Raw genomic sequence first — 26,985 nt, forward strand, 5'->3', positions numbered from 1 at the left:
TGCTATACGGCGTCATCTAACGCTCATCTCGGAATATGTCTATCATTGCTGTTCGTTATCAGTCTGAATTCTTTCCCCGGGTTTTATAATACCTGTCTTCCAGAATGGAAGCATGGCTGATACGGCTGGTGGGGACCCGCTCTTTCAATCTCACGATCCGATTTTCAATCGGAAAGAACTCTTGCACGTCGGACACGTTCCCGATGAGGATCGAATTGTCGGCCGGGACAACGAAATTCAGTCAGTCGCTGCCGAAGTCGGCGCGATTACCCGCGGCGATCCGCCGAACAACGTGATGATCTACGGCAAGACCGGTACCGGAAAGAGTCTCATCTCTCGCCACGTTGCGACGCGAGCACAGGATGCCGCTCGGGACAACGATATCGACTGTAGTGTTCTCTACGTCGACTGTTCCGAGGCGAATACGGAAACGCGGGCAACGCGACAACTCGCGCTCAACCTCACGGAACAAACGAGCTACCAGGACCACATTCCGCTTCGCGGCGTCGGGACGATGGAGTACTACCAACACATCTGGAGAATCCTAGAGTCGTTTTTCGACGCGACGATAATCATTCTCGACGAGATCGACAAACTCGATAACAGCAACATCCTGATGCAACTCTCCCGCGCTCGCGAGGCGCGTAAAACCGACGCCTACATCGGCGTGATCGGCATCAGCAACAAGGTCCAGTACCGCGAAACGCTCGACGAACGCATCGACAGCAGTTTCGGCCACCGCGAACTGTTCTTTCACCCCTACGACGCCTCCCAGCTCCGTGAGATCATGCGCAATCGCGAGGACGCCTTCCAGCCCGACGTTCTCGAGGACGGGACGATCGAACTCTGCGCCGCCCTCGCCGCGAAGAAACACGGCGACGCTCGCAAAGCGATCGAGATTCTCAAGGAAGCGGGTGAACTCGCCCGGCGGACGGGCTCGGAAACCGTCTCCGAGAGCCACATCCAGCAGGCCCAGGAGGTCGCCGAGATCAATCGTATCGAAGAACTGACGAGCGGGGCGACGGTCCATGCAAAACTCGCGCTCTACTCACTTGCGAGCCGTATTATTACCGGTGATCGCGAGACGTACAAGACGCGGGAAATCTACCAGCGATATGCTGGTATCTGCGAGATGGTTGCAAACGATCCGATCACGGAGAACGGTCTGTACCGACAGCTCAAAGAACAGGCCTTCCTCGGCGTCATCGAGTCCGAAAAAACGGGCGGCGGCCGTTCGCAGGGGAGCTATCTTCTCCATCGGCTCGTAACGGATCCGAAGCACATCGTCAAGGCCGTTCGACGCGACTCTTCGCTCGAAGAGTTACCAGCCTACGACCAGCTCGCGAATACCAGCGGCTCTTCGCACAAGCGCGACATCGAGACGGACCTCTCCTCGTTCTCGTGAGTTCAGTCTGAACGACGGGGGTGGGGGAGACAGAATTTCGTGTGAGTCTGATCGAGTTCTCCCCGGGGCGGTTCGCGCCGCTTTCAGTCTGAACAGGGGGTGGGGGCGGAGAGAATCAATGCGATACTGAAGCGGAGAATCGATCGCGGTCGCGTTATGGCCAGAGGCCGCGGGCGTCGTGTGCTTCGGCGATTCGTTCGAGTGCGACGATGTAGGCGGCATCGCGCCAGGTGATATCGCGAGTGTCGTATTCGTCACGGACGCCTTCCCAGGCGCGCAGCATTTCGGTCTGGAGTTCTTCGTGGACGCGTTCGAGCCGCCAGGATCGCCGGTTGATGTCCTGCAGCCACTCGAAGTACGAGACGGTGACGCCGCCGGCGTTGGCGAGGATGTCGGGGATGACGGGAATATCGCGCTCTTCGAAGATTTGACCCGCCGTCGAGGTCGTGGGTCCGTTTGCCCCTTCGACGATCATGTCCGCCTGGACGCGGCGAGCGTTTTCGCCGGTCAGTACGTTGCCGATTGCGGCGGGAATGAGCACGTCAACGTCGAGTTCGAGGAGTTCTTCGTTCGAGAGCGACTGCGCGTCAGCGTAGCCGGAGACCATGCCGGGGGTTTCGTCGTGGTCTTCGACGTCGTTCGTATCGAAGCCGTCCGGGTCGTAAATCGCGCCGTCGATGTCGGAGACGGCGACGATGGAAGCGCCGAGATCGTCGAGGTAGCGGGCGGCATTCGCCCCGACGCTACCGAATCCCTGGACGGCAACGGTCGTGTCGGTGATGTCCCAGTCGTAGTAGTCGATCGCTTCTTCGGTGATGATACCGACGCTGCGGCCGGGTGCCTTCTCGCGGCCGTAAGAGCCGCCGATGACCGGCGGTTTGCCGGTCACAACGCCGGGCTCGGTTTCGCCTTCCTGCATCGAGTAGGCGTCCATGAACCAGGCCATCGTCTTCGGATCGGTGCCCATGTCGGGCGCGGGAATGTCGGTTTTCGGGCCGATGACGGGGCGAAGCTCTTCCGCAAAACGGCGGGTGAGCCGTTCCTTTTCGTCGGAGCTGAGTTCCTTGGGGTCGACGACGACGCCACCCTTCGCGCCGCCGAATGGAAGGTCCATCACGGCGCACTTCCAGGTCATCCACATCGAGAGCCCGACACACTCCTCCTCGTTGACGGCCGGGTGATAGCGCAGCCCGCCCTTGTAGGGGCCGCGAACGCTGTCGTGGTGGGCGCGATAGCCGGTGAACATCTCGCGCGTTCCATCGTCGCGCTCGAGCGGAATCGTGACGCGATAGACGCTCGTCGGATGGCGAAGCCGTTCGACGATGCCTTCGTCGACATCGAGATGGGCGGCTGCGCGTTCGAGCTGGCGACGGGCTGTTTCGACGGCACTTTCCTCCTCTTCTATTTCCGATTCCGTTGTCGGTTCGGCTGCTGTCATAGTCAGAGAGTGGAGTCCCCGCGTGGAACGACGATCGGACGTCCCATAGTGAATGGGCAGTCACAGCGTGACTGTCAGGCGGGTGTAGATGAGGCAGTTTCCGGTCCACTGCCATAACCCTTGTTACTCGGACTGATTTCGCGCAATACTTGCAATCGCCGGCTCAATCGGTCTCCGGTCGATTCCGTTTTGGCGGCCCTCGGCGGAAGCAGCTACGTTCTCTGTCACCCATCGAGTTCAGCGTGGCGGTCGCCGGGTGATGCGGTGTGGTTGCGTCCTAACCGGGGCTGTTCAAGTGTCTCCTCGTGGTGGCTCTCCGCATGAGTATCGAGAGCACGAATCCGGCGACCGGCGAGACCATCGACACCTACGAGGCGGACTCAGACACGTGGGACGACCACCTCGAGAACGCAACGGCGGCGTTCGAGGAGTGGCGGACGGTTCCAATCGAGACGCGCCAGCAACTGCTCGCCGCCGCGGGCGACGTGCTTCGAGACGGCAGCGAGGAGTACGCGGAACTGATGACGGCGGAGATGGGGAAACCGATCGACCAGGCGCGCTCGGAGGTCGAAAAGTGCGCGTGGGTCTGCGATTACTACGCCGAGCACGCGGCCGAGTTCTTAGGGGACGAGGTCGTCGCGGGCGAGCCGAACGCGCGGACGGTCGTCGCCCACCAGCCGCTGGGGCCGATCCTCGCGATCATGCCGTGGAACTTCCCGTTCTGGCAGGTGTTTCGATTCGCCGCGCCGAACCTCGTCGCGGGCAACGTGGGGCTGTTGAAACACGCCTCGAACGTCCCCGGCTGTGCGCGCGCCATCGAAGACGTGTTCCGCGAAGCGGGCTTCCCGGAGAACGTCTTTTCCACGCTGTTGATCGGTTCCGACGAGATCGACGCGGTGATCGAAGACGACCGCATCGCCGGCGTTACGCTCACCGGCAGCGACGGGGCGGGCCGAGCCGTCGCCGAAACCGCCGGCAGCGAACTCAAAAAGACCGTTCTCGAACTCGGCGGCAGCGATCCCTTCGTCGTGCTCGAGGACGCCCCGATGGACGAGACGGTCGAGACGGCGGTCCAGGCCCGACTGCTGAACTCCGGGCAGTCCTGTATTGCAGCCAAGCGATTCATCGTCGTCGAGGACGTCTACGACGAGTTCATCGATCGGTTCGTCGAGGAGATGGACGCCCAGGTCGTCGGCGATCCGATGGCCGAGGAGACGGACATCGGCCCGCAGGCCCGCGAGGACCTGGCCGATCAGCTTCACGAGCAAGTCCAGGAGACGGTCGATCAGGGCGGCGAGGTTCGACTTGGCGGCGAGCCGATGGACCGCGAGGGAGCCTTCTACCCGCCGACGGTACTGACGGACGTTCCCGAGGACGCGCCCGCCGACAGCGAGGAACTGTTCGGCCCCGTCGCGACGGTGTTTCGCGTCCCCGACGAGGACGCCGCGATCGAGAAGGCGAACGACACCCGGTTCGGGCTGGGAGCGAGCGTCTGGACCGAGGACCTGGACCGCGGCGAGCGCGTCGCCCGCGAGTTCGAATCCGGCCTGGCGTTCGTCAACGAACTCGTTAAGTCGGACCCGCGACTGCCCTTCGGCGGCGTGAAAGATTCGGGCTACGGTCGTGAACTCGCACGAGAGGGCATTCGCGAGTTCGTGAACACGAAGACGATCTGGGTGCAGCGGGACGCGGGCGAGGAGACGGATTTAGTCGAGTAACGCTCTCGCGCTCTCGCTCGTCCGCACGAGCGGGCAGGTGGTTCGCATCGATCGGTGATTGTGCCGGGACACGACACTAGTTTTTTGGTGGCGCTGGCCCACTGCGACTCTATGACCGGGCTGTACTACGAGGAGTTCACAGTCGGCGAGACGATTGCCCACGAGCGACGACGGACGATTTCGGAGAGCGACAATCAACGGTTCTGCGATATGACGATGAACCAGCAACCGCTGCATCTCGACGCCGAGTTCGCGGGCGACACCGAGTTCGGCGAACGGCTGGTCAACGGGCTCTACACTATGAGTCTCGCCGTTGGCGTTTCGATCCCCGAGACGACCGACGGAACCATCGTCGCGAACCTCTCGTACGACGACGTCGAACATCCCCAGCCGGTCTTTCACGGCGATACCATCCGCGCCCGGTCGACGGTCACGGACAAACGCGAGACCAGCGACGGCGAGCGCGGCGTCGTCACCATGCACGTCGAGGCCTTCAACCAGGACGACGAACTCGTCTGCGCGTTCGACCGGACCGTCCTCTCGTTGAAACGCGAGTTCGCCGACGACCCCACCCAATGAGCGAGCCACAGACCGACGCCGATCTGGAGTGGCTCACGATAGACGACGACGAAGAACTCGTCTGGGAGAGCGGCCCGGATCGGCGAACGCTCCTGCCGGTGGTGCTCATCGGCATTCCGCTCTCGATCGTGCTGATCGGGCTCGTCATCATCGCGGCCGAGTATCTCCGCGTGACGAACACCCAGTACGTCGTCACGAACCGTGCGCTCTACCGGAAGACGGGTATCCTCTCGCGAGATGTCAAGCGCATCGAACACGAGAAGGTACAGGACAGTTCCTACTCCCAATCCGCCCTCGGAACGCGACTCGGCTACGGAACGGTCGAGATCAGCACCGCAGGCGGGTCCGGCGTCGAAATGTCGTTCAAATCAGTGCCGGATCCGACGGGAGTACAGCAACTGCTCAGCGAACAACTCGATCGAACACGGCGCGGTCGCCGCGGGCGAGGAGCACCGCAACAGACCGATTCCGAACCGCAAGCGGGCAGTGATGCAACGAAAGCGGACGTACTCGTCGATATTCGCACCGAACTCCGGACGATCCGCGAACTGCTGGAGGAGTCGGAGGGCGCTCACGGGACCGGCCCCTCGGACGACCGTGACCGCCACGCAGGGGCCGGTGCTCGCACGGGAACCGATCGGACTCACACCGACGACAACACAGAGACGAACGACAATACAGACGCAAACGACAACGCAGAGACGAACGCGAACCGGTCACGCACGCACACGTACGACGACCAATCGTCCCGGTCATGAACTCATACGATAGCACGTCCGGTGAGCCTGCCGGCAAACGCGAGGCTGCAGCCGACTCTCCGGCTCCATCCGAGTCCACGGCGCTCGGTGACGCCGAACTCGCCTGGCTTGCACTCGCTCCCGACGAATCCGTCCGGTGGCGTGGCCGCCCGCGTATCCAGACCATCTATCCCTGGCTCGCCGTCACGCTCCTGGGAACGCTCACACTCCTCGCCGCCGTCGTCAGTGAACTCGTCCCATGGCAGGGACTCCTGCTGGTGGCGCTCCTTGCCGTTCCGACGGCCTGGCAGTACGCGCGTCTCTCGCGAACGGTATTCGTGATCACGACGCGGCGAGTTGCGATCAGGCAGGGGGTGCTCGGACGCTCCGTCCGAACGGTTTCACTCGAACACATCCAGAATACGACGGTCACGCAGGGCGTTGCGGGTCGGTTTGTCGGGCATGGCACCGTCTCGATCGATACTGCTGGCGGCGCGCCCCTCGCGTTCTGGAACGTCGATGACCCGAGTTCAGTTCGGCGGACGCTCGATCGGTATCGGTCCCGGTGTCGTGATCGGCGACTGCAAAACGAGGCTGCCTCGAGCTCGGATCGTTCGGAGCCGATTCCGGGGACGCTCGCGCAGTGGCGGGCGGTCCGCGAAGAAGTTCGGGCGGTGCGCCAGGCGCTCGATGAACGCGAAGCGTTTCGGTGAGAGCGTCGGTGAAAATCGGCCAGTTTGTGCGACACCGATCGGGTGATATCAGACGACCGTCAATATCATGTAGACGTTGATGCCGACGGCGAGCATCCACGGAATCGCGAGGCCGGCTGGAACGACCGCTCGATACGTTGGCGGAAGCAGGGGTCGGCAGGCGAGGCCGACGGCCAGTGCGCCGGCTTTGAGCGCGAGCATTCCGATGACGCCGTAGCCCGTGATTGCGCTGTGAGCGACCGGGTTCGACTCCGTCAGACCGAGGTGCAGGCCGACGAAGGTCGTGAGTACGTCCCCGATGAGTGAGACGGCGACGAGTCCCCAGAGCAGCCGTTCGAGTTCGGCTGGCGTAATGGCGACCGCTAATCCGCGAGAGCGGAGGACGCCGTTGGATTGCATAGGCTCTCGCCCGGAATCGAACCGGGAGCGGCCCGAGACTGGCCACGTGCCCATCGAGAGGCTCTTACGATCGATGGGTCGCGAAGCGGCGGTATTGTTATCCGAACCATAGATCGATATCATCGGTCATTACGGCCGAGTAAGCAGTGATAAACTCGAACGAGGTGAGCGGACGAATGCGGGCCGGCGAAGTGCTGTAGAGAGCAGCGCCTGCTCCGATCAGTTACTCAGGAGGATTCACGGGAGTCACAGCGAGAGCGGACGACGAGTCGAGCCACCCGTTGCACGACAGGGCGGCAACTCCCTCGAACAGGCGAAGAGAGGGGCGTGCGGGAACGGCTGGCACGACTCGCGTAGCGGTGTGTCGGTTCGGTGGTGTCTCCGCGGTCACCAGCACGGAGACGAGTTCAGATAGTGGCTCGGGACCCACGAACGGTTGCGTTCAGTGAGACAGATATTATAAGCAAATTCTCCTCTCTAATAGGTATCAGATAATTTATTTGTAAAGGACAAAATGGTAGCGACTGCAGGCAAAACGGCTATTCGCAGTTCGCTCGATCCTACGAGGCGTACTGGAGTAACCCGTGTACGTGAATATTAGCTTTAGCGTGAGGGGGTGGAACCGAAGACGGAACCGGCTATCAGTTTATGTCAGAGAAGAGTAATTCGGGAGCTGTTCAGCGACTATCGATGCTCCGTGAACAACTCGATGGGGGGATGGACCGCCGCGAGTTCATTCGGACGCTTGCGACCGGCGGGTACGCGATCGGGGTCGCGCAGTTTCTCGGTGTTGATGATTTTCTCTCGGCCGGCGACGGGGAGGTTCCGGTCGTCACTGCGCTGGTCAGGGAGGATCCGGACGATCCCTGGTCGCTGACAGAGCGGACGCGATACGTCCCTGCGGAGTGGTACGCTGCTGTCAAGAAAGCGTTTGAACTGAACGAACTCCTGGCACAGGTCGCCTTTACCGGGTATCTAGGCAGTGCGGTCGTCCCCGGTTCCTACGAGAACGGGACGGCGGCCGTCTCGGTCGGTATCTCGCGGGATTGGGTGTCACTGCGCGAGTTCATCGAACGGCTCATTGCCGGTTTCCCGGTCGATATCGAGACGATTTTCGAGGGAGACGATTTCGACGACGAGGGTATTGACGACCTTGACGATCTCGAGGGGGGTGCGGATTCGTTCGAACCGCGACTCGTCGAACAGGCCCACAACGGGTACGCACCGAGCGGCGTTGCCTGTGAGACAGCCACGAGTCTGGCGACGCTCGGACCAGCACTGTATCACCCGGAGACGGAACAGTCGCTCTTCGTCACCGCGAATCACGCCTTCAAGTCAGCATCCGAAGATGAGACGCACCTCACGCTGCCCGTCGAAGGGGACGATCCGGTCGCGATCGGCACGCTCTCAGCTACCCACCCCGTCCTCGACCTCGCGACGGTCGAGCCGACCGGTGAACTCGAGCCGACGAGTCTAATCGACTCGCCATCACCCTTCCGCGTGCGCGGACAGTACACGAGATTCGGCCTTGCAGATCTCATGGCTCGCGGCGAGCGCCTCGAGAAAGTCGGTGCGATGACCGGCCATACGACCGGTGCCATTCAGGGAATCGACGCCGTTACCTGCTTCACGGAGGCGTTCTGTCGGCGTGGACAGATTCGCTGGGGTGGCGAAATGGATCTGACCGACGGGGATAGCGGCTCGGTTAGCTTTCACGAAGATCCAGACGGTGCGGACGGCGATGTCCTCATTGCGGGATTCAACAACGCTCGAACCTGGTGGCCCGGCCAGAGTTACGTCTGGGGCGTTGGTGCGTACAAGATGACTGAACGCCATGGCTATCACTTCTGACCAACAACCGACCAGCGAACCGGCCTCGGCGAGTACGTCCTGCCGTGAATACCGCTCGGTGAACGATGAGTGATCGACGATCACCCCACGAGCGCGATCGAGAGCCAACACGCGTTCGGCGTCACACTGCTGGCTCCAGTCCCTCCTCCGGATCCGACGCCGACGGTGGTTCTGGAGGTGCATCTGCGGATGAGACGGCGACCGCCTCCCCGTCCGATTCCGGGCGTTCACCGGCCGAAGCAGGACTGGGGAGTGTCACCATGGTCGGCCTCACGATCGTCGTCGATGCTATCGCGATTCTGGCCCTCGTCCTCTTGTTAACACTAGTTGCCCTCCGAACCGGGATACCGCGGGTAGCGTTCTACGGACTGGTCGTGGTCTCCGTTGGCGGCTACGTTTCCATAACTCGACCCTGGCTCAGTAGCTGAGCCCGAACTGGAACGACGGTCTCGCAGTCGGCACGCGTTTGCCGCACCCACGCCGCCACCGAGAAGCAGCGAGAAGCAGCGAGAAGCAGCGAGGAGCAGCAAGGAGCAGCGAGGAGCAGCAAGGAGCAGCGAGGAGCAGCGAGATGAATCGAACAGTATCGAATCGCAGCGAGAAGTATTAGACAGCTACGAATAGCACCGCACAGCGACCGATGCGATCGACCACACTCAGTTACACGCGCGCTTCCGCGAGTTCAGCTTCGAGTCGATGGATCAGCGCGTCGTTGCCGACGAATACCGGCGTCCGCTCGTGGATGTCGTCGGCGTTCGGAGCAACCGTCAACAGTGACTGGTGCCCGTTCGAGGACCTGCCGCCTGCCTGTTCGACGATGTACCCGATCGGATTTCCTTCGAACTGCAACCGAAGCTTCCCCTCCGGACGGGAGACGAGTCCGGGATAGCCGAACACCCCGCCGTAGGTCAGCACCTGATTGATATCGCCGATCATCGCGCCACCGTACCGGAGTTTGTACTCCTGTTCGATCTCGCGGGCGTAGCTTCTGAACTCGTCGGTCCAGTCGGGAACGCGGCCGCCGAAGCCGTAGACGACGGGGTCCTCGGGGAGCGTCACGTCGCGGCGAACGAGTCGTCGCTCGCCACCCGTCAATTCGTACTCCGAGACGGTCTCGTCGGTCGCCAGGACCATCGTCGTGATCGGTCCGTAGAGCACGTACGCCGCCGCGACGAGTTCGTCGCCGCGGGCTGGCAGGGGGGCGTCGTAGATGCCGACGATGGTCCCCATGGCGTTGTTCGATTTGAGGTTCGAGGAGCCGTCGAGCGGGTCGACTGCGACGGCGTAGCCGTCCCCGTCCCCGTCCCCGCAGTCGAGAACCGTGTCTCGCTCCTCGCTTGCGTACTGGCTGATGCCATCGATCGAGGAGAGACGGTCTGCGAGCAGATCATCCGCCCAGATGTCGGCTTCCATCTGGGTTTCGCCGCTCGGGTTCTCGGCGTTTGCGCTCCCGCGGCGACCGACCAATCCCTGTCGAATCTCCGTTACCGAACGACTGAGCGTCGTGATGACGCTCTCGACGATCGGATCGGATACCGTCATGCAGCGTTAGTCCTCGAGCGCGGCGTCGGCGGTTTCCTCCTCGTAAATGACCTTCTCGAGCGCATCGAGGAGGCGGGTTGGGTCATCGCGCTGCCAGACGTTCCGGCCGACGGCGAGGCCGGTGCAGCCGGCGTTGACCGCCGCCTCGACCGTCGAAAGGAACTCGTAATCCGAGGTCTTCGAGCCGCCGCTCATGACGACGTTCATATCGCCCGCAGCCTTGCAGGCGTGTTGCATCGCCTCGGGGCTGCCGGGATACTTGACCTTCGCAATGTCAGCTCCGAGTTCGAGCGCGATGCGGCTGGCGTAGGCGATCGTGCCCGGTTTGGTGTCGTTCTTGAGCCCCTGTCCGCGCGGGTAGGACCACATGACGACCGGCAGGTCGTACTCGCGGGCCTTTTCCTGGGCCTTCCGGAACTCTTCGTACATCTCGACCTCGTGGTTCGAACCGCTGTAGACGGTAAAGCCGATGGCGTCGGCCCCCACCTCTGCAGCGTAGTCGACCGACCAGTTGATCGAGGAGTCGGGTTCGCCCATCCACATGTTCGAGGTGCCGTTGAGTTTGGCCAGCAGATTCACGTCGTCTTCGTAGCTCGGGTAGTACCCCTCCGCGATTCCCTTCTGGACGGCCATCGCGGTGACGGCGTCGTGGGTCGCCGTCTCGAAGACCGTCTCCGGGTCGAGTTTCTCCGGCACGTCCGCGAAATCGGTCGGTCCGTGTTCCAGCCCGTGGTCCATCGCGAGGATCAGTGTTTTACCGTCACGAACGATCGGGGAATCGTCGATCGGAATCATCTGTTTGATGGTCCACTAGGCCGCTATATATCTCTGATGGTCCGTATTATCGAAATTACTCATTTGGGTAGTAAGTGTTCGGAACCGACGTCCAGTCCGGCGTTTGTGAGGTGGTTACACTCGCCAGTCCGTGATTAGTCGATGACTTCGCGCGCGTTGTGACGCCACGTCCGAACGTGGAGCACGTCGAGTTCAAGGAGGCGGGCAACGGTCGCGGCGTTGATCGTCGCCAGTCGTTCCGCAGAGCTGATACCCGCCTCGGCGAGCGTCTCGGCGTCGTCCGGGCCGACACCGGTTACCGTCGTTACCGGCGTTGGTCGTGGCCAGGGTCGGTTCCCGCCGTCGCCTTCGGTGTCTGTCCGGTCCCCGTCGATCACGGTTGCCTCGTCGTCATCGGCGTCCGGAGCCGTTTCCTCGAAGGTCTGCCACGCCTCGCCATCGCTCGCTGCGATCCAGGCGCGTTCGGCTGCTCCGAGTCCGCGAACCTCGTTCGAGCGCCGGTCGAGACTGTGATCGTCGTCGGTCTGGAACGACCACGGCAGCGAAAACCGTCGCCGAAGGCTGTCTGCGAGGTCTTCGTCGATCTCCGTTTCGAGCAGCATCTGGTAGGAGTACTCCTTGTTCGCAACTGCCTCGGGCTCGATATCCGCAGCTGCAAGCGACTCGCGTTCGGCCGACTCGAACCGCGAGTTCGATCTGGGAATCCCCTGTGACTGCCCGGTCGTCTCCACCTCGAACACCTCGTCGGCGTCGGGATCGATCTCGAGTTCGATACCGAGGCCGATACCGAGGCTGATCGTTCGCGTTCCGGCGTCCGTTTCCTGCGCCCCGCTTTCGGTGGAGTCGGTTCTGCTGGCATCGATATCGGCGTCGTTGTCAGCGTCAGCATCACTACTGGGCTCGGTATCGCGCTCACTCCCACCGTCTTCGGCCCTCGTTGCGACCGCCGTTCGTGATCGATCGGTATCGTCCCCGTCTTGGCTTCCCGTTCTCGCCCCCGTACCCCGCTCTCGGCCGCGCCCCGAACTCGGCTCCCCCGACTCGGTTACGAACTGTTCTTTACTCACGCGAGTCACCGCTCGTCCGTAGCTCTCACTGTCTATCCTTGAAACTTGTCCTCGAGTTGACTCCCGTCAGACGCGTTCGCAGCGCGAACAGCGGGCGGGAGACGGACGCTGCGACGGACTCGGGACACCCGGGCTACATTCGGTGGTTCGCCTATCGATTATGCTGACAGACAGCCCGTGCAACAGTTCGACGATCGCGTTCCCAGCGACGGTCGTTCAATTGGTCCAAACAATTATAATTTCCAACATCAACTGTGGGATATGCGCTCACTCCCGTCCCCCGCTGTGGTCGCGCGTTCGGCGCTCGCTCTCTCTTTCGTCGCCCTCTGCTGTCTCACGGCCGTCTCGCTCGTCGCTGCTGCCCCACCACCGCTGTCTATCTGTGGCGTCTGCGGTCCGGACTCGATCGACGGAGCGACCGGACCGGGAACGCTCGACATTCACGTCGACGAAACCGGTGACTCGCACTGGGTCGCTCGCGTCCCCATCAACGACACGGCGGCCGAAACCTACCGCACGAATACCACCGCACTCGAGACCGCCGTCGAGGACGGCTGGCACCGCTACGACGTCGCTGGCGACGATGCCCGAGACATTACGCCGTCGGTCGCGCCCGAAAGCCAGACGGTCCGCGTCAACTATACCGTTCCGGGCGTCGCGAGTTCAGCGGTCGGTGACGGCTGGGTTCTCGATTACTTCTACGCCGGCGACACGTCCGACCGGTACGACCTCGTCGCCGAGCGCGTTTCGATTCACCTGCCGGACGGGTATGCGGCGACGAACTGGCCGTCGAACTCCGCCGGCGAGGAGGGAACGCTGACGTGGGCTCGCGATTACGCCACGGACGGGGTCGCCACTGACGAGTTCGGCAGTCGCACGTACGTTACCTACGGGCCGACCGGCGTCGCCGGAACGCTCGCTTCCTGGGGCGGGGCGGCGGTGACGTTCGGCCCGCTGGTAACGGCACACGCCGTCCGCGCTGGCGTCGCTCCCGTCGTCGTTCTCGGGTTTGCAATCGGGACGACGAGGCGGTTCGGGATCGGAGGGAACGGAGGGGACGGAGGGGACGGAGGGCTCAGGAGGTTCGATGCTCGGCGCTCGATCAGCGCCCGCGGTTACACCGCGATCGAGACGGGCTGTGCTGTACTCGGTCTCTCCCTCGGGCGACGAACGCTTTCGCTGCTCGCGTTCGGCGCGGGAGCTGTCCTCACTGTCGGGACCTGGGTCGCGTTCGGATTCCCGAACGCAGTCCTCGTCGGCTCGTTCGTCCTCGCCGCCGCGGCGTTCCTCCCGCTCGGGCACGCGCTCGAACGCGGTGATACCGTTGCTGTGTGGGGGTACAGCGCACTCGCCGTTCTGGGACCGCTCGCAGTAGCGACTGCCTTTGCGCCGTACGGCAGTTCGCTTTCACTGCTGTATGTCGTCATCTTGCTGTTTCTCCCGTGGTCGCTCGGGGCCGGACTCGTCGGATACGTTCTCTCCCTGATCGGCCGGCGCGTGGCAGCGGAGTGATCTCGTCGTTGCGACTCACCGTTCGCACTTCCAATCGTCGACACGACTTCTGCGCTGTAAAATTCGGCGGGCAGTAAGGCCAGTTAGTGGTGAAGCGGCTGTTCGGCCATCTTGCTCCGGAGTTCGTCGAGCCGCGAGCGGGATATGCCCTCCTCGAACTGCTGGATCAGCGCGTAGACCTCTGCGCGCGCGATTTTTACGTTGCCCTCTTCAACGACATCCTCGGGGCGTTCGCGCAGTTCGCGCATCGTCCCGACCGCGAGCAGATACGGAATCGCCCACGCGGAGAGGCGATTGCCGTGGGATTCGGGGACGACCTCGAGATACCGCTGGGCATCATCCAGGTAGGTTTCCGCGCGCCCCGTGATGCGTTCGACGACGTTCGTCACGCCGCTTTGATTTTCCGCCTCGGTGACGGCCTCGACGTCGACGTCCTCCTCGGCCAGCCACTCGGCGGGGAGATAGACGTTGTTCTCTTCGTGGTAGTCCGTCTCGACGTCCTTGGCGATGTTGACCAGTTGTAAGAGCAACGCGAACGATCGGGCGTTGTCCCGCATCTCTGCGGCTCGGTCGGGGGAGGCACCGCGGGCGACCAGTCCGGTGATGAGCGTGCCCACGGTCCCGGCGGCGTACCAGCAGTACTCCTCGAGTTCGTCGAGCGTCTGGAGGCGCAGTCCGCCCTCGTCGGCGTACCGATCGGTGAACATCGCCATCCCATCGACGAGTTCACGAACGGGTTCGCGCATGATCTCGCGGGGTTCCTCGTCGAGCGTTTCGAACGTGGCTACCACGCGTGGCGTGTTGGCGACGACCTCCCAGTCGTTGGATCGGTTTTCCGGACCGGGAAGCCACGGCTCGATGTCGTCCATGAACGACTCCAGTGATTGTGCTGTGTTCGGATCGAGCAGGCGGTCGTACGTCGAGAGTAGGGCAGTCTGTTCCGCCGGTGGAATGTGGCCCGCATCCTCGATCGTATCAGCAACCCGACATAGGAGGTAGCCCAGGCAGATGTGCTTCGCCATTGGTTCCTCGAGTCGGTCGATAGTGATCGAGAAGGTCCGCGAAACGCCATGCACCGCATCGTAACACCACTCCATGTCGGCGTCAGTTGTGTGGTCGGACTGGCCCGTAGTCATCTACTCGCTCCTATTTCGTCCCCATCCCGGAAAAACACCGCGGTCCAAACATTTCATTCTGTTGGAACTCGCGCCACGGAATCATCGCCGTTGGTGCTCATACTACACACTCACCCCGGCAGTCCTCGGGACCAACACTATCCCCTTTCATCGCCGACTGGGACGTATGGCGAACACCACCGATTCGGATACGACCGTCCTCGTCGCCGGCTCCCACGGACAGGTCGGCCAGCACGTCACGACTGAACTCGTCGCGAGCGATTACGGTGTCCGTGCGATGGTCCGCGCGGACGACCAGGTCAAGGAGATGGAAGCAACGGGCGCAGAGGCGGTCGTCGCGGACCTGACCGACGCCGTCGATCACGCCGTCGAGGGCTGCGATGCGGTCGTCTTTGCCGCCGGCTCCGGTGGTGACGACGTCTACGGCGTCGATCGGGACGGAGCAATTCGGCTCATCGATGCCACGGTAGAGGCGGGTATCGACCGGTTCGTCATGCTCAGCTCGATGGGTGCGGACGATCCCGAATCCGGCCCTGACCCGCTCCGGAACTATCTAATCGCGAAGGCCGAAGCCGACACCTACCTTCGCGAGAGTTCGCTCGCGCACACGATCGTTCGACCGGGCGAGTTGACGAACGAGCCCGGAACCGGCGAGGTTCGGGTCGGGACGGACTTCGAACTGGGCGATGGCGATATTCCGCGCGAGGACGTGGCCACCGTTCTCGTCGCCGCGCTCGACCACTCGTCACTCGTCGACGAGACGTTCGAACTACTCTCGGGCGAAGATCCGATCGACGACGCGCTGGCGTCGCTGGCGTCGAAGTGAATAAACCCGATACAACCGACCGTCAGTGGACGACGCGGAGAGACAACAATAAAGAATCGACCCCGCAATAGCTCCGCTATGGACTTCGCACTCTCGGCTGAGCAACAACAGATCCGCGACATGGTCTCGGAGTTCGTCGACGAGGAGGTCGTCCCCGTCGCCGACGAGATCGACCACACGGACGAGTTCCCCCAAGAACTCGTCGACGAGATGGCTGAACTCGGGTTGATGGGCATGCCCTTCCCGGAGGAGTACGGCGGGGCCGGACTCGACTATCACTCCTACGCGATCGGAATCGAGGAGATTTCGCGCGGCTCGGGCGGCCTCGGAACGGTCGTCGCGGCTCACACCTCGCTCGCGGGGAACATGGTCTACGAGTTCGGCGACGAGTCCCAGAAGGAGTCGTACCTGACGCCGCTTGCGGCGGGCGAGGACGTCGGTGCGTTCGCCCTCTCGGAGGCGGGTGCGGGCAGCGACGTGCCGTCGATGGAGACCACCGCCGAGAAGGACGGCGACGAGTACGTGATCGACGGCGGCAAGCTCTGGATTTCGAACGGCTCCGTCGCCGATACGGTCACGGTGTTCGCAAAGACCGATCCCGACGCCGGCAACAAGGGCATCTCCTCGTTCGTCGTGCGCCCCGAGGAAGACGACGGCTTCATCGTCGAGAACACGGAGGAGAAACTCGGCGACAAGGGCTGCCCGACGGCCGAACTCCGGTTCGACGACCTCCGCGTGCCCGAGGACCGCCTGCTCGGCGAGGAGGGCGAGGGCTTTGTTCAGGCGCTGAAGACGCTCAACGGCGGCCGGATCACCATCGCAGCACGCAGTCTCGGGATCGCGCGAGCGGCGTTCGACGAGGCTCGCGAGTACGCCGGCGAGCGCGAGCAGTTCGGCCAGCCGATCGGCGAGTTCCAGTCGATCAAACACAAGCTCGCGGACATGGACACGAAGATCCAGGCGGCTCGGATGCTGATGCACAAGGCCGCGGACAAGAAGATCCGCGGCGAGGACTACATCAAAGACTCCTCGCAGGCCAAGCTCTATGCCAGCGAGATTTCGCGCGAGGTCGCAAACGAGGGCATCCAGATCCACGGCGGCTACGGCTACACCAAGGACTTCCCCGCGGAGCGATTCTACCGCGACGCCAAACTCAACGAGATCTACGAGGGGACGAGCGAAGTGCTGCGGAACACGATCGGCGATCAACTGCTCGACACCTAACTGAACTCGGTTTTCACGAGACAGTCGACGGCGGACGATTTTTCGAGATCACCGGCGCGATTCACTACATATATCTAACGTGAATTAGACGATGAAAACGAACTCATGTCCGCCCGCGTTCGAGCCGCCCTCCTGATCGTCCTCGGCATCGGATTACTCGTCAACCCGTTCTATCTTTGGCCGCACCATCCTGATGCATACGAACTCCGCGCAGGCGAGGTTCACTCCGTGTCGGACGCGGAGCGGGTCCCGATCGAATCGCTGCCGCCCGAGACGGCAGCAGCCGTCGAGGCCGCGATCGAAACGACCGAGGCAGCCGACGACCTCCCCGACGGCTGGTTCCGCGGGGATCAGGGCGGCGGGCACGACTGGCCCCGGTACGAAAGCCGCGAGGCGGTTCCGACGGCCGGGCTGTTCGAACACGTCTCGGAAGTCGTTACGGTAGACGATACCGCATACAGGCTCAGCATCGTCAAGATGGACCGATCGCCGCCCGTCCTCCCCGAATCGTACCGCATTCCGGTCGGCTTCGCCGGGGCGCTCGCACTGACGCTCGGCGCGATGATGGCGCGGCACGGAACGCCGCAGTTGACGCCACGAAACGCGTGGGGCGTCGTCGGCGTCTGGACCGCCGTTCTTTTCGGAACCGCCGCCTACGACGGCAGCTTTTCGGGGGTGGCTCTCACTACCGTCCGCGAGATTCCGCTCGTCGACACTGAACTCCCCTCGACCGTCGGTGCAATTATCGGCACCGCCGTCTGGATTTTGCCCGCGATCGGACTCGTCCTCGGCGTCTGCACTCGCCGCGAACGGTGGCGCTCCGGCGTCGGCGGCGTCGGTGAACTCTGTTCCGTCCTCGCGTTCGTGACCGTCACGTGGCCGTTTACCCTTTCGGGGGCGGCGCTCGGATTCCTGATCGGCCGGGATCGAGAGTGATGGCCGGGACGTGACTGATTCACCGAGTTCAGGAGATGAAGCGGTACGCAGAACGATCACGAAGACTCGAGACAGTCGCGCATCCACTCGTAGTGGTCGTCCAGTCGGCGTTCGCCGGCCGCCGTCAGCGCGTACACATCGTGGATGCCAGCCGTTCGCTTCTCGACGAATCCCGCATCGACGAGCGCCGAGAGCGAGCCGTAGAACGCCTTCGGTTCGATACGATCGTCGTAGTGCGATTCGAGTTGCGATTTGAGCCGCTGGCCGCGCAGTTCCCCGGTTGTTCCGCCTGCCTCTTCCCGTCCGTTCTCGTCTTCCGATTCGTCCTCGGTTGTCGCTTTCGTCGTCCCGTCGTCGGCTCTCCCCGCGGCCGCAAGAAGCACGCAGAGATCTCGCCGCCGCCCGCTCTGAAGCCACTTTCCCATGCCCGACACTCGGCGGGAATAGCCCACGAGCGTTACGGTTCCCGCGCGAGTTCAGACGAATAACCGGATGTCCTCGGCCATGGCACCGCTCTGCTCGACCGGCACGGACGACGCCCACTCGACCGAGTCGTATTGCTCGTGAGCAGCTCCCGTCGGCGTTACCTTCGCCGTCTCCTCGCTCTCCACGTCGAATATCACGTTGTACATCGAGATCTGTTCGTCACGTTGTTCGACAGCGAATCTCGTTCAGCGAACCTTTCTGACGGCTAATTCATACTCGAGTTCACCGCAAATTCCTTCGACGATGGCCGTCGCTGCGTCGATCCAGCGATCGTTCCGACTCACTGCCCGTGCGGGAAGCCCCGGACCGTGAGCGCCGTCGTCGGCGAGGAGCACCTCCCCGCGTTCGTTCGTGATCCCCACCGCCGCGTGGCTGTCGAGGGTGCGATACTCCGGGGCTGCTTTCGGACTGATTCGAACAGTCTCAGTGGCCGACAATACGTCCGGTCGCTCGAGAAGCCGTTCTGGATCGACCATCACGGACATGTGAACTCTCTCGCAGTAATGTATTCTGGTTGATGATCCGATTTCAGGAAGATCGAAAGCGAAGACGGGCGCAGTCGGTAGCTCCGGCAGCCGCGAGTTCAGGTTTGGTTCGTGTTAGCGGTCCCTGAAGCGCGCGCGAACAGCGCCGAACCCGGCCCAGAGAAGTCCACCTGCGACCGCCAGCCCGAGCACTGGCCACTCGCCGATCTCGATCCACGCCGTCCCGGTCGCGTCCACCTCGTGGCGGAAGAGAACCCAGCGACCGGCGACCGGCCCGAGTTCGACCGTTCCGGAGCCGACGGCGAGCGAGGCGAGGGCGAGCACGATGGCGAGCGCGCCGAAGAGGGCGAGCGTGGCGATCGCACCGGCGGCGATCCGCGAGAGCACTTCGCTGGCGGACCGTCGCGCGATCGACTCGTCGGGCGGGCCGTAGACGCCGAATCCCTGCACGGTACTGTTCGGCAGCGCGTCGACGCGAACTCCCGCAGGATACTGCAGCAGGACGCCGGCCATCCAGAGGTCGCCGATCGAGCCGGCACCGTTGGCCGCGAGCGCGACCAGCACGACAGCCGAGAGCTTCGGGATCAGGGCCACGAGTGCGAGCCCGAGCACCGTAATCCCCACGACCGGCGCGAGCAGGACGACGAGCATCTGCGCTCTGGTGTAGCGAGCGCGCTCGACCTCGGTGTAGGCGTAGGGCAGGACGAAGTACGACACCCCGATTCCGTAGGAGGGATCGCTGCCGTATCGGGCCATCGCGACGCCGTGGAAGCACTCGTGGAGTCCGACGACGAGCGCCAGTATCACGAAGGCGAGCCCGCCCCAGAGCACGGCGGTCTCCGGCGGGACCGCCGGCACGGCGATCCGCTCTAGGTGTCGCCCCTGTAGCGCGGCTGCCAGTCGCACACCGCAGTAGGCGAACGCGAAGAACCCGACGACCGCCACGACGAGCCACTGGAGCGCGACCGATCTCGTCAATCGAAACGCCGCGAGCAGCCGTGGAGACTGCCAGCGCCCGGCCGACCGGCTCTCGAACTCGCTCTCGCGCACGCGAAACACTCGTGGTGGTGGCAAAAAAGCGGTATCGATTCGTCGACAGCCGTCCGTGACAGACGGTCCCGTTCGGCGACAGTCGGCGAATCCACTGTGCATCGCGAACGCTGTTCACAGCGTCCCGACCGGAACCGATACTTTCCCGATGGCCCGCACACGAGTTCAGCGCATGACCGACGAGACAGTGACGGCGGAGGAACACGGCAACGGCATCCGAGCGACCTACGACGAGACGGAGACGGAGCGGCGTCTCGAGTTCAGCGTCGTGACGCCCGACGCCGAGAGTTCGGCCGGCGCGGGGACGACCGCTGCCATCGCACAGAATCGCGAGGGGTACGCCATGCTCAAGGTTCGGCCGACGGCCGACGGCGACGAACTCGAGCGCTATTATGGCTTCGACATGGCACTCGATCACGTCGCGGAGCTGCTCGAGGTGTCTCCCGGGGCGTTGCCGGTACCGGAGGCGGCGGCGGATATGGGGATGTGAACGGGTCGTGACTGTGAACTCTGAGATCAGGTGACGACGGCGTACAGAAACAGCGTACAGAAGTAAAGCAAGAGTACAGCGCCGAGTGCAAGCAACCGAAACCGGCGGATCTCGGCGGTTTCCTCGCGGTGGGCGCGCTCGACGGCGGCGCGCTCCCGGTCGGCGAGTTCGTCCGGATGCTCGAGCCCGCGGTGAAGTCGCTGGAGCCGCCGGGTGTGAAACGGCTGCCCGCAGTCCGGACAGCGAATCGGTGCATCCGACGCGTCGGCCGGTCTGTTCTCGCTTTGCACGGGTGCAGACATATGCCGTCAACGGCTATGAAAACTGGGTCTCTCCCGGGCTGTGAATCGGTGCCGTGCCCGGACTGAGTGCAGGTGTCGGGAGGCGGCGTTACTGGTCCGCAAAAACGGGAGCCATAAATACACGGACGCGAAGGCTCTAGATGAGACTAGTCGTGGCATCAGCATCCGCGCCGTTCCCTCGTCCGATCGGCACGCGCCGTCGCTTCTCGGAACTGCTCACAGCGACCGCCCTCGGCGTCTATCTGCTCTTGATCATCGGCGCAACGACATCGCTAACGGACGCGGCTGCAGCGTGTTCGACGTGGCCAACCTGTCACGCCCCGGCGGACCCGCTGAACCAGACTGAACTCGTGATCGCGTGGGGTCACCGCATCGCCGCGGTTCTGGTCGGCATACTCGTCGCGACGACGGCGTTCGGCGCGATCGCCGGCGACGTTTCGCGCGGCGTTCGGGCGTCGATTCTGGTCGGCGCGGTGTTGTACGTCGTCCAGATCGGCGTCGGTGCGATGACGGCGACCGTGGGCGATGCCGCGATCGTGCCGGGATTGCACCTCGGACTCGGCGTCGTTCTCTTCGGAGCGATCGTGCTCGCGTTAGCCTGGAATCTCGAACGGACGACCGGGGATAAACACGACGACGGCATCGACCGCGAAAGCGGACTACTCGGGGGGGCGGATACCGAACCGGAACCGATCGCAGCCGACAACGCCGACTCCGGAGTCGATTCCGACGCGGCCGGTTCCGGTTTCGATCTGCCGACCGGTCGCCTCGCTCGCGCTCGCCTCACCGCCTTTGCCTACTTCAAGATGATGAAGCCGCGGCTGATGTGGCTGCTCTGTCTCGTCGCCGCGGCGGGGATGGCTCTCGCCGCCGGTCGCAATCTGGAAGTGCCGACGATCCTCGCGACGCTCAGTGGGGGCGTCCTCGCGATCGGCGCGTCGGGAACCTTCAACCACATCCTGGAGCGCGACGTGGACAAACAGATGTCCAGGACGGCAGACCGGCCGCTTGCGACCGAGCTGATTCCGGTCCGAAACGCCCTGCTCTTCGGCATCGGGCTGACGGCGGCTTCGCTCGCCGTATTCCTGACGATCAACGTGCTGGCGGCCGCACTCGGCCTCGCTGCAATTCTGTTTTACAGCGTCATCTACACGCTGGTTCTCAAACCGAACACCGTCCAGAACACGGTCATCGGCGGCTTCGCTGGCGCATTGCCGGCGATGATCGGCTGGGCTGCGGTCACGAACGAGATCGGTCTCGGGGGGCTCGCTCTCGCGGGCGTGATCTTCCTCTGGACGCCGGCGCACTTCTACAACCTCGCGCTGGCCTACAAGGACGATTACGCCCGCGGCGGCTTCCCGATGATGCCCGTCGTTCGCGGCGAGACGGCGACGCGAAAACACATCCTCTACTACCTCGCGGCGACGCTCGTCGGGACGGTTGCGCTGGCCTGGATCTCCGATCTCGGCGCGCTGTATGCGGGAACGGTCGTCGTCTTCGGCGGACTCTTCCTCTGGGCGGCGGTTCGTCTCCACTTCAAGCAGACCGAGACCGCAGCGTTTCACGCGTTCCACGCGTCGAACGCCTTCCTCGGTGCCGTCCTCGTCGCGATTCTCGTGGACGCGCTCGTGCTCACGTCGCCGATCTTTTAGAGCGTCCAGTTCGGGTTAGGCGTCGCCCTGTCGTGCCTCGTCGATCCGTTCGAACTGGTCGGCCGTCAGATCGAGTTCAACCGCGGCGACGTTCTCCTCGAGCTGGTCGGGCGTTCGCGCGCCGACGATCGGCACGCACGTAAAGCGATCCTGTTCGATCAGCCAGCGCAGCGAGACTTGGGCTGGCGTGGCGTCGACGTCGCCGGCGACTGACTCGACGGCTTCCAGTACGTCCCAGGCCTGGTCGGTCGCGTAGCGATCTTCGAACATCTCGGAGAGGCTGCCTCGAGAGCCGTCGGGGGCCTCGACGCCGCCGTCGTCGGTGCGCTCGTACTTGCCGGTCAGGAAGCCACCGCCGAGCGGGGAGTATGGACAGACCGCGAGGTCCTGATCGGCACAGACGTCGAGGTAGTCGCCGACGGCGTCGTAGGCTGCGGCGTTGACCATCGGCTGGGTCACGTCGAAGCGCTCGAGTCCCTCGACGTCGCTGGTCCACAGCGCCTTGGTGAGTTGCCAGGCGGCCATCGTGGAGGCACCGAGATAGCGAACTTTGCCATCGCGGACGAGTTCGGTGAGGACGGAGAGGGTTTCTCGGATGGGGGTGTTTTCGTCCCAGCGGTGGATGTAGTAGAGGTCGAGGTAGTCAGTGCCGAGTCGGTCGAGGGTGCCCTCGATCTGGGCGCGGATGTGCTTGCGGCCGAGTCCGGAGTCGTTCGGGCCGGGCTCGCCCCAGCCGTCGAAGGGGAAGTAGACCTTCGAGGCGATGACGAGGTCCTCGCGGTCGTGGTCGCGGTCGTCGAGCCACTCGCCGATCCACTCCTCGCTGGTGCCGTTGGGATCGCCGTAGACGTTTGCGGTGTCGATGAAGTTGATGCCGTGATCCCAGGCGGCATCAAGCAGGTCGTGGGCCTCCTCGCGGGTTGTTTCGACGGTGTCGCCGTGTGTCATGCCGAATCGCCAGGTGCCAAAGCAGAGTTTCGAGACGGTCGTTCCGGTGTTACCAAGCGTGGTGTACTCCATAGGGGGCCGTATTCCGCGGAGCATCAAAACAGATGTGGGAGAGCGATCATGGCTTGCGTGCTGTTGCTCACCTGAACTCGATTCCGCCCAAGTAGTATTCACAAGAGTGCATATTTTGGGTCGTTCTACACGCCGTGGTAGGCACGAACCCGAGCATTGATTAGTGTCGCGACCGCCGGTTGCACTATGACGGAGATCATCGACGGCAACGCCGTCGCGAGCCAGATTCGTGACGATCTAACGGCCGCTATCGAGACGCTCGCCGACGCGGGCGCGCGGCCGGGACTGGCGACGGTGTTGATGGGCGACGACCCCGCCAGCCAGACCTACGTGAACATGAAACAGCGCGACTGCGAGGAGGTCGGCATCGAGAGCCACCACGTTGACGTCGACGGGGACGCCTCGCCCGCGGAACTGTACGACGCCATCGCCGACCTCAACGAGGACCCCGACGTTCACGGCTACATCGTCCAGGCTCCCGTTCCGGACCACGTCGACTACCGCGAGGTCATCCGCCGCGTCGACCCGATCAAGGACGTCGACGGCTTCCACCCCGAGAACGTCGGTCGCCTCGTCGCCGGCGACGCCCGCTTTCGGCCCTGCACGCCCCACGGGATCCAGAAGTTGCTCGAAACCGCCGGCGTCGAACCGGAAGGAAAAGACGTCACGATCGTCGGCCGCTCGGACATCGTCGGCAAGCCCCTGGCGAACCTCCTGATCCAGAAGGCCGAGGACGGCAACGCCACGGTGACGGTCTGTCACTCTCGCACCGACGACCTCGGCGCGAAGACCCGCGCTGCCGATATCGTCGTCGCCGCCGTCGGCGTCCCCGAACTGATCGACGGCTCGATGATCGGCGAGGGCGCGGTCGTGATCGACGTCGGCGTCAATCGTGTGGATGTCTCCGAACGGCGTTCGGAGGACAGTCAGACAGCGTCTGACCAGTCTGACACCGAGAAGGGATACGAACTCGTCGGCGACGTCGAGTTCGAGAGCGCGAAGGAGAAAGCGAGCGCAATCACGCCCGTTCCGGGCGGCGTCGGACCGATGACGCGCGCAATGTTACTGTACAATACCGTCAAAGCCGCGAGTCTGCAGGAAGACGTCGCCGTCGACCTTCCCTAAGTCGCCCCGAGTTCAGCTCGAGCGACGCCGTCAGACCGTTCGTTCTCGGCCGTCAGTTTCAGTTGTCAGTTCCGTTTTGCCGTCCGCCCGGTTGTCTCCGGCGGTGAGCGCGGTTCACCCAGTCTGCTCGTCGTTGAACCGGATCAGGTTGCGTTCCTCGAGTTGCATGAGGAAGTGAGCGAGCGTCTCGTCGACCGGTTCGACGCGCTCGGCCTCGTGCGCGTCTGCGACGATAGCCGCGAGTTCGGCGACGGTGTGCTCGCCGTCGCAGTGTTTCCAGACGGTCGCGCCGACGGGGTCGAGCGTGAGGTCGCGTTCCCGGCTCGTCCCGAAGAGGTCGAATAGGAACCGATCGAGCCGGTTTCGCGGCGATTTCGTCCAGGTGATCGTGACCCGAGACTCGCCGTCGACGGTCGTCGCTTCCCAGTCGTCGGCGACCCGAACCGGTGTTGCCGTCGGCCCGTGTGAACTCATAGTTCTGATTTTGGTTCTGGTTCTGATTCTGTTTACGCGTCGGCGACGTTACCGGTGTTTCGGAGCACGCTGACCGTGAAGAGAACGATCAGGGCGACGATGGCGACGCCGCCGAGGATCGTCTGCGTGTCACCGGCGAGACCCAGCGCGAACGGTGCGCCGCTTGCGGCACCGGTGCCGGTGATGTACAGCGCGCCGATGACGATCCCCATGATCGCCTCGCCGGTAATCAGCCCGGCCGCGACGATCCGGCCGCGAGAGGTCGCCTGTGCCGCGAGCGTACCGTCTTCGTCGTCCTTTCGTGCGACGTATCGATCGATTCCCGCACGGAGCAGGCCGCCGAGGAAGATCGGCGTCGCGAGCGTGATCGGCAGGTAGATGCCGACCGCGAACGGTAGGACGGGAACGTCCATGAGGATCAGGACGCACGCGAAGACGGCACCGATGAGGATCATCCCCCACTGGGCGGTGCCCGTGAGGACGCCCTCGGAGATGAGTGCCATCATCCCGGCCTGGGGGGCGGGGATGGTGTCGCTACCGATTCCGTAGGCTTCGTTGAAGAAGTACAGAATCCAGCCGGCGAACAGCGCCGAGAGGGCGATGCCGATCACCTGTGCGATCTGTTGCTTGCGGGGCGTCGCCCCGAGGAGGTAGCCGGTCTTTAAGTCCTGAGACGTGTCACCGGCGACGGCTGCGGCGATCGCGACGACAGAGGCAGTCATCAGCACGACGACGGGATCGTTCACGCCGGTCGATTTCAGGGCCAGCGCGGCGATCAGGATCGTCGCCACGGCCATCCCGGAGACGGGGTTCGACGAGCTGCCGACGACCCCGACGAGATAGGCCGACACGGCGACGAAGAGGAACGCGGCGATGACCGCGATGAAGCCGCCGAGAATTCCGACTTGCACCTGCGGGATGACGACCAGCGCGAGCGCGACCAGCACGGCACCGCCGACGACGAGTTTCATCGGGAGGTCCCGCTGCGTGCGCTTTTGAGAGTCGGTCGCGGACGCCGCGGAGCCGCGGAGTTCATCGAACGCGGTTCCGAGCGCGTCGACGATCGTGCCGCGCATCGAGATGATGGCGTAGAATCCGCCGACGATCATCGCGCCGGCACCCACGTAGCGGATGTATTCGTCCCAGACTGCGTCGGCCTGGGCGATAAGTGCCGCGTCAGCGGCAGATTCGGGAACGAATCCGCCCGTGATGAGCAGCGGGATCAGCATCATCCAGGCGATGAGCCCGCCGCCGAAGACGTAGCCGGCGATCTTCGGACCGATAATGTACCCGACGCCGACGAGTGCGGGCGTGAAGTCGCCGCCGATGGCGAACCCGCGGGTTTGACCCGCCGAAAACGCCGTCTGGAGCGTCGTCCGAAAGGCGGCCATTCCGTTGGCCAACCACATGTAGATGAAACTCACGATGAAGCCGAACGAGATGAGTTTCACGCCGTCGTCTCCCTCGTTGCCGGCCTCGAGAACGTCCGCACACGCAGTTCCCTCCGGGTAGGGAAGCTCCTCGTGTTTATCAACGATGAGATACCGGCGCATCGGGATCATAAACAGAATCCCGAGCAATCCGCCCAGAACCGCAACCGCTGCGGTTCCGACAATGTCGATCGGCTGATCGAGGAACGTGACACCGGCGATCGTAAAGATCACACCAGCTGCCAGTGCCTCGCCAGCGGAGGTCATCGTCTGGACGATGTTGTTCTCGAGAATCGTTCCGCCGATACCCGCCCGGCGAAGACCGTAGAAAATCCCCATGCTGATGACTGCGGCCGGGATGGAGGCGCTGATCGTCATCCCCGAGCGCATCCCGAGGTACATATTCGCGGTCAGCATCACCACGTTGAGCGCGAGGCCGATCACGACCGCCTTGATCGTGAGCTCAGCCATACTTTTTCCCGCGGGGATATACGGGCTTGGGCCGCCGCCTGCTGAACTCGGTTCAGTTGCTGTTCGACTACCGCCTGCTTCCACTTGTTCTTCCGATGATCTCTGTGACATGGTCACGTACA

General features: G+C 63.5%; 28 protein-coding genes. 14 read left to right on the top strand and 14 right to left on the bottom strand.

Annotation, left to right across the window (positions count from 1 at the left end; genetic code table 11):
* Nucleotides 1–112: 112 nt before the first annotated feature.
* Nucleotides 113–1,405 (top strand): orc1/cdc6 family replication initiation protein, encoded by a 1,293-nt coding sequence (locus tag SM755_RS02810; RefSeq protein WP_323171348.1) that lies wholly within the window; start codon nt 113–115, stop codon nt 1,403–1,405.
* Between the two features lie 154 nt (nt 1,406–1,559).
* On the opposite strand, the gene gdhB is transcribed toward SM755_RS02810, so the two are convergent.
* On the bottom strand, nt 1,560–2,843 hold the full coding sequence (gene gdhB, locus SM755_RS02815) for a glutamate dehydrogenase GdhB (protein WP_323171349.1): 1,284 nt from the start codon (nt 2,841–2,843) through the stop codon (nt 1,560–1,562).
* 320 nt (nt 2,844–3,163) lie between these two features.
* On the opposite strand from gdhB, the gene SM755_RS02820 reads away from it, so the two are divergent.
* From SM755_RS02820 to SM755_RS02835, 4 genes are all read left to right on the top strand, one after another.
* Nucleotides 3,164–4,561 (top strand): NAD-dependent succinate-semialdehyde dehydrogenase, encoded by a 1,398-nt coding sequence (locus SM755_RS02820; protein WP_323171350.1) that lies wholly within the window; start codon nt 3,164–3,166, stop codon nt 4,559–4,561.
* A 93-nt stretch (nt 4,562–4,654) separates the two neighbouring features.
* Nucleotides 4,655–5,140, top strand: coding sequence for a MaoC family dehydratase (locus tag SM755_RS02825; protein ID WP_323171872.1), 486 nt, complete (start codon nt 4,655–4,657; stop codon nt 5,138–5,140).
* A complete protein-coding gene (locus SM755_RS02830) occupies nt 5,137–5,898 on the top strand; it encodes a PH domain-containing protein (RefSeq protein WP_323171351.1) in 762 nt (253 codons plus the stop codon). Before SM755_RS02825 ends, SM755_RS02830 begins: the two co-directional genes overlap by 4 nt.
* Nucleotides 5,895–6,590, top strand: coding sequence for a PH domain-containing protein (locus SM755_RS02835; protein WP_323171352.1), 696 nt, complete (start codon nt 5,895–5,897; stop codon nt 6,588–6,590). The genes SM755_RS02830 and SM755_RS02835 overlap by 4 nt, the downstream gene beginning before the upstream one ends.
* Before the next feature lie 48 nt (nt 6,591–6,638).
* Here SM755_RS02835 and SM755_RS02840 read toward each other — a convergent pair whose 3' ends face one another.
* On the bottom strand, nt 6,639–6,989 hold the full coding sequence (locus tag SM755_RS02840; protein ID WP_323171353.1) for a DUF5658 family protein: 351 nt from the start codon (nt 6,987–6,989) through the stop codon (nt 6,639–6,641).
* 717 nt (nt 6,990–7,706) lie between these two features.
* On the opposite strand from SM755_RS02840, the gene SM755_RS02845 reads away from it, so the two are divergent.
* Together SM755_RS02845 and SM755_RS02850 are read left to right on the top strand one after the other, a co-directional pair.
* Nucleotides 7,707–8,840: a hypothetical protein gene (locus tag SM755_RS02845; protein WP_323171873.1), complete on the top strand. Its 1,134-nt coding sequence runs from the start codon at nt 7,707–7,709 to the stop codon at nt 8,838–8,840.
* Between the two features lie 65 nt (nt 8,841–8,905).
* The gene (locus SM755_RS02850) at nt 8,906–9,268 is read left to right on the top strand and encodes a hypothetical protein (RefSeq protein ID WP_323171354.1); all 363 of its coding nucleotides are present in this window, start codon (nt 8,906–8,908) and stop codon (nt 9,266–9,268) included.
* Nucleotides 9,269–9,500: 232 nt separating this feature from the next.
* Here the strand turns inward: SM755_RS02850 and SM755_RS02855 are convergent, their stop codons facing one another.
* The 3 genes from SM755_RS02855 to SM755_RS02865 form a co-directional block, all read right to left on the bottom strand.
* Nucleotides 9,501–10,382: a class 1 fructose-bisphosphatase gene (locus SM755_RS02855; protein WP_323171355.1), complete on the bottom strand. Its 882-nt coding sequence runs from the start codon at nt 10,380–10,382 to the stop codon at nt 9,501–9,503.
* Between the two features lie 6 nt (nt 10,383–10,388).
* On the bottom strand, nt 10,389–11,177 hold the full coding sequence (locus SM755_RS02860) for a class I fructose-bisphosphate aldolase (protein WP_006664264.1): 789 nt from the start codon (nt 11,175–11,177) through the stop codon (nt 10,389–10,391).
* Nucleotides 11,178–11,311: 134 nt separating this feature from the next.
* Complete coding sequence (locus SM755_RS02865) at nt 11,312–12,244, bottom strand: helix-hairpin-helix domain-containing protein (RefSeq protein WP_323171356.1); 933 nt, start codon at nt 12,242–12,244, stop codon at nt 11,312–11,314.
* Between the two features lie 261 nt (nt 12,245–12,505).
* On the opposite strand from SM755_RS02865, the gene SM755_RS02870 reads away from it, so the two are divergent.
* Complete coding sequence (locus SM755_RS02870) at nt 12,506–13,756, top strand: hypothetical protein (protein WP_323171357.1); 1,251 nt, start codon at nt 12,506–12,508, stop codon at nt 13,754–13,756.
* Nucleotides 13,757–13,839: 83 nt separating this feature from the next.
* On the opposite strand, the gene SM755_RS02875 is transcribed toward SM755_RS02870, so the two are convergent.
* Nucleotides 13,840–14,892, bottom strand: a complete 1,053-nt coding sequence (locus SM755_RS02875; protein ID WP_323171358.1) for a phytoene/squalene synthase family protein — start codon at nt 14,890–14,892, stop codon at nt 13,840–13,842.
* 166 nt (nt 14,893–15,058) lie between these two features.
* On the opposite strand from SM755_RS02875, the gene SM755_RS02880 reads away from it, so the two are divergent.
* The 3 genes from SM755_RS02880 to SM755_RS02890 all read left to right on the top strand — a co-directional run bounded on the left by SM755_RS02880 (nt 15,059) and on the right by SM755_RS02890 (nt 17,878).
* Nucleotides 15,059–15,718 (top strand): SDR family oxidoreductase, encoded by a 660-nt coding sequence (locus SM755_RS02880; RefSeq protein WP_323171359.1) that lies wholly within the window; start codon nt 15,059–15,061, stop codon nt 15,716–15,718.
* A gap of 78 nt (nt 15,719–15,796) precedes the next feature.
* Nucleotides 15,797–16,942, top strand: coding sequence for an acyl-CoA dehydrogenase (locus tag SM755_RS02885; RefSeq protein WP_323171360.1), 1,146 nt, complete (start codon nt 15,797–15,799; stop codon nt 16,940–16,942).
* A gap of 105 nt (nt 16,943–17,047) precedes the next feature.
* Complete coding sequence (locus SM755_RS02890; RefSeq protein ID WP_323171361.1) at nt 17,048–17,878, top strand: hypothetical protein; 831 nt, start codon at nt 17,048–17,050, stop codon at nt 17,876–17,878.
* Nucleotides 17,879–17,934: 56 nt separating this feature from the next.
* Here the strand turns inward: SM755_RS02890 and SM755_RS02895 are convergent, their stop codons facing one another.
* The 4 genes from SM755_RS02895 to SM755_RS02910 all read right to left on the bottom strand — a co-directional run bounded on the left by SM755_RS02895 (nt 17,935) and on the right by SM755_RS02910 (nt 19,908).
* Nucleotides 17,935–18,303, bottom strand: a complete 369-nt coding sequence (locus tag SM755_RS02895; protein ID WP_323171362.1) for a PadR family transcriptional regulator — start codon at nt 18,301–18,303, stop codon at nt 17,935–17,937.
* Nucleotides 18,304–18,354: 51 nt separating this feature from the next.
* A complete protein-coding gene (locus SM755_RS02900; RefSeq protein ID WP_323171363.1) occupies nt 18,355–18,510 on the bottom strand; it encodes a hypothetical protein in 156 nt (51 codons plus the stop codon).
* A gap of 39 nt (nt 18,511–18,549) precedes the next feature.
* Nucleotides 18,550–18,840, bottom strand: a complete 291-nt coding sequence (locus tag SM755_RS02905) for a hypothetical protein (protein ID WP_323171364.1) — start codon at nt 18,838–18,840, stop codon at nt 18,550–18,552.
* A gap of 123 nt (nt 18,841–18,963) precedes the next feature.
* On the bottom strand, nt 18,964–19,908 hold the full coding sequence (locus SM755_RS02910; RefSeq protein WP_323171365.1) for a DUF3267 domain-containing protein: 945 nt from the start codon (nt 19,906–19,908) through the stop codon (nt 18,964–18,966).
* 163 nt (nt 19,909–20,071) lie between these two features.
* On the opposite strand from SM755_RS02910, the gene SM755_RS02915 reads away from it, so the two are divergent.
* Nucleotides 20,072–20,389 carry a hypothetical protein gene (locus tag SM755_RS02915; RefSeq protein ID WP_323171366.1) on the top strand — a complete coding sequence of 106 codons (318 nt, stop codon included), beginning with the start codon at nt 20,072–20,074 and terminating at the stop codon, nt 20,387–20,389.
* 26 nt (nt 20,390–20,415) lie between these two features.
* On the opposite strand, the gene SM755_RS02920 is transcribed toward SM755_RS02915, so the two are convergent.
* Entirely contained in the window at nt 20,416–20,691 is a 276-nt protein-coding gene (locus SM755_RS02920; RefSeq protein WP_006664253.1) for a hypothetical protein, read from the bottom strand.
* Between the two features lie 152 nt (nt 20,692–20,843).
* Here SM755_RS02920 and SM755_RS02925 point away from each other — a divergent pair, with 152 nt between their 5' ends.
* Complete coding sequence (locus SM755_RS02925) at nt 20,844–22,343, top strand: heme o synthase (RefSeq protein WP_323171367.1); 1,500 nt, start codon at nt 20,844–20,846, stop codon at nt 22,341–22,343.
* Between the two features lie 15 nt (nt 22,344–22,358).
* Here SM755_RS02925 and SM755_RS02930 read toward each other — a convergent pair whose 3' ends face one another.
* Nucleotides 22,359–23,363 carry an aldo/keto reductase gene (locus SM755_RS02930; RefSeq protein ID WP_323171368.1) on the bottom strand — a complete coding sequence of 335 codons (1,005 nt, stop codon included), beginning with the start codon at nt 23,361–23,363 and terminating at the stop codon, nt 22,359–22,361.
* A 186-nt stretch (nt 23,364–23,549) separates the two neighbouring features.
* On the opposite strand from SM755_RS02930, the gene SM755_RS02935 reads away from it, so the two are divergent.
* Nucleotides 23,550–24,488 carry a bifunctional methylenetetrahydrofolate dehydrogenase/methenyltetrahydrofolate cyclohydrolase gene (locus SM755_RS02935; protein ID WP_323171369.1) on the top strand — a complete coding sequence of 313 codons (939 nt, stop codon included), beginning with the start codon at nt 23,550–23,552 and terminating at the stop codon, nt 24,486–24,488.
* A 114-nt stretch (nt 24,489–24,602) separates the two neighbouring features.
* Here SM755_RS02935 and SM755_RS02940 read toward each other — a convergent pair whose 3' ends face one another.
* Nucleotides 24,603–24,962: a PqqD family protein gene (locus SM755_RS02940; protein WP_323171370.1), complete on the bottom strand. Its 360-nt coding sequence runs from the start codon at nt 24,960–24,962 to the stop codon at nt 24,603–24,605.
* A gap of 32 nt (nt 24,963–24,994) precedes the next feature.
* Complete coding sequence (locus SM755_RS02945; RefSeq protein WP_323171371.1) at nt 24,995–26,974, bottom strand: OPT family oligopeptide transporter; 1,980 nt, start codon at nt 26,972–26,974, stop codon at nt 24,995–24,997.
* Nucleotides 26,975–26,985 lie beyond the last annotated feature (11 nt).

The sequence above is a fragment of the Natrialba sp. PRR66 genome, assembly GCF_034808065.1.
Classification (GTDB): domain Archaea; phylum Halobacteriota; class Halobacteria; order Halobacteriales; family Natrialbaceae; genus Natrialba; species Natrialba aegyptia.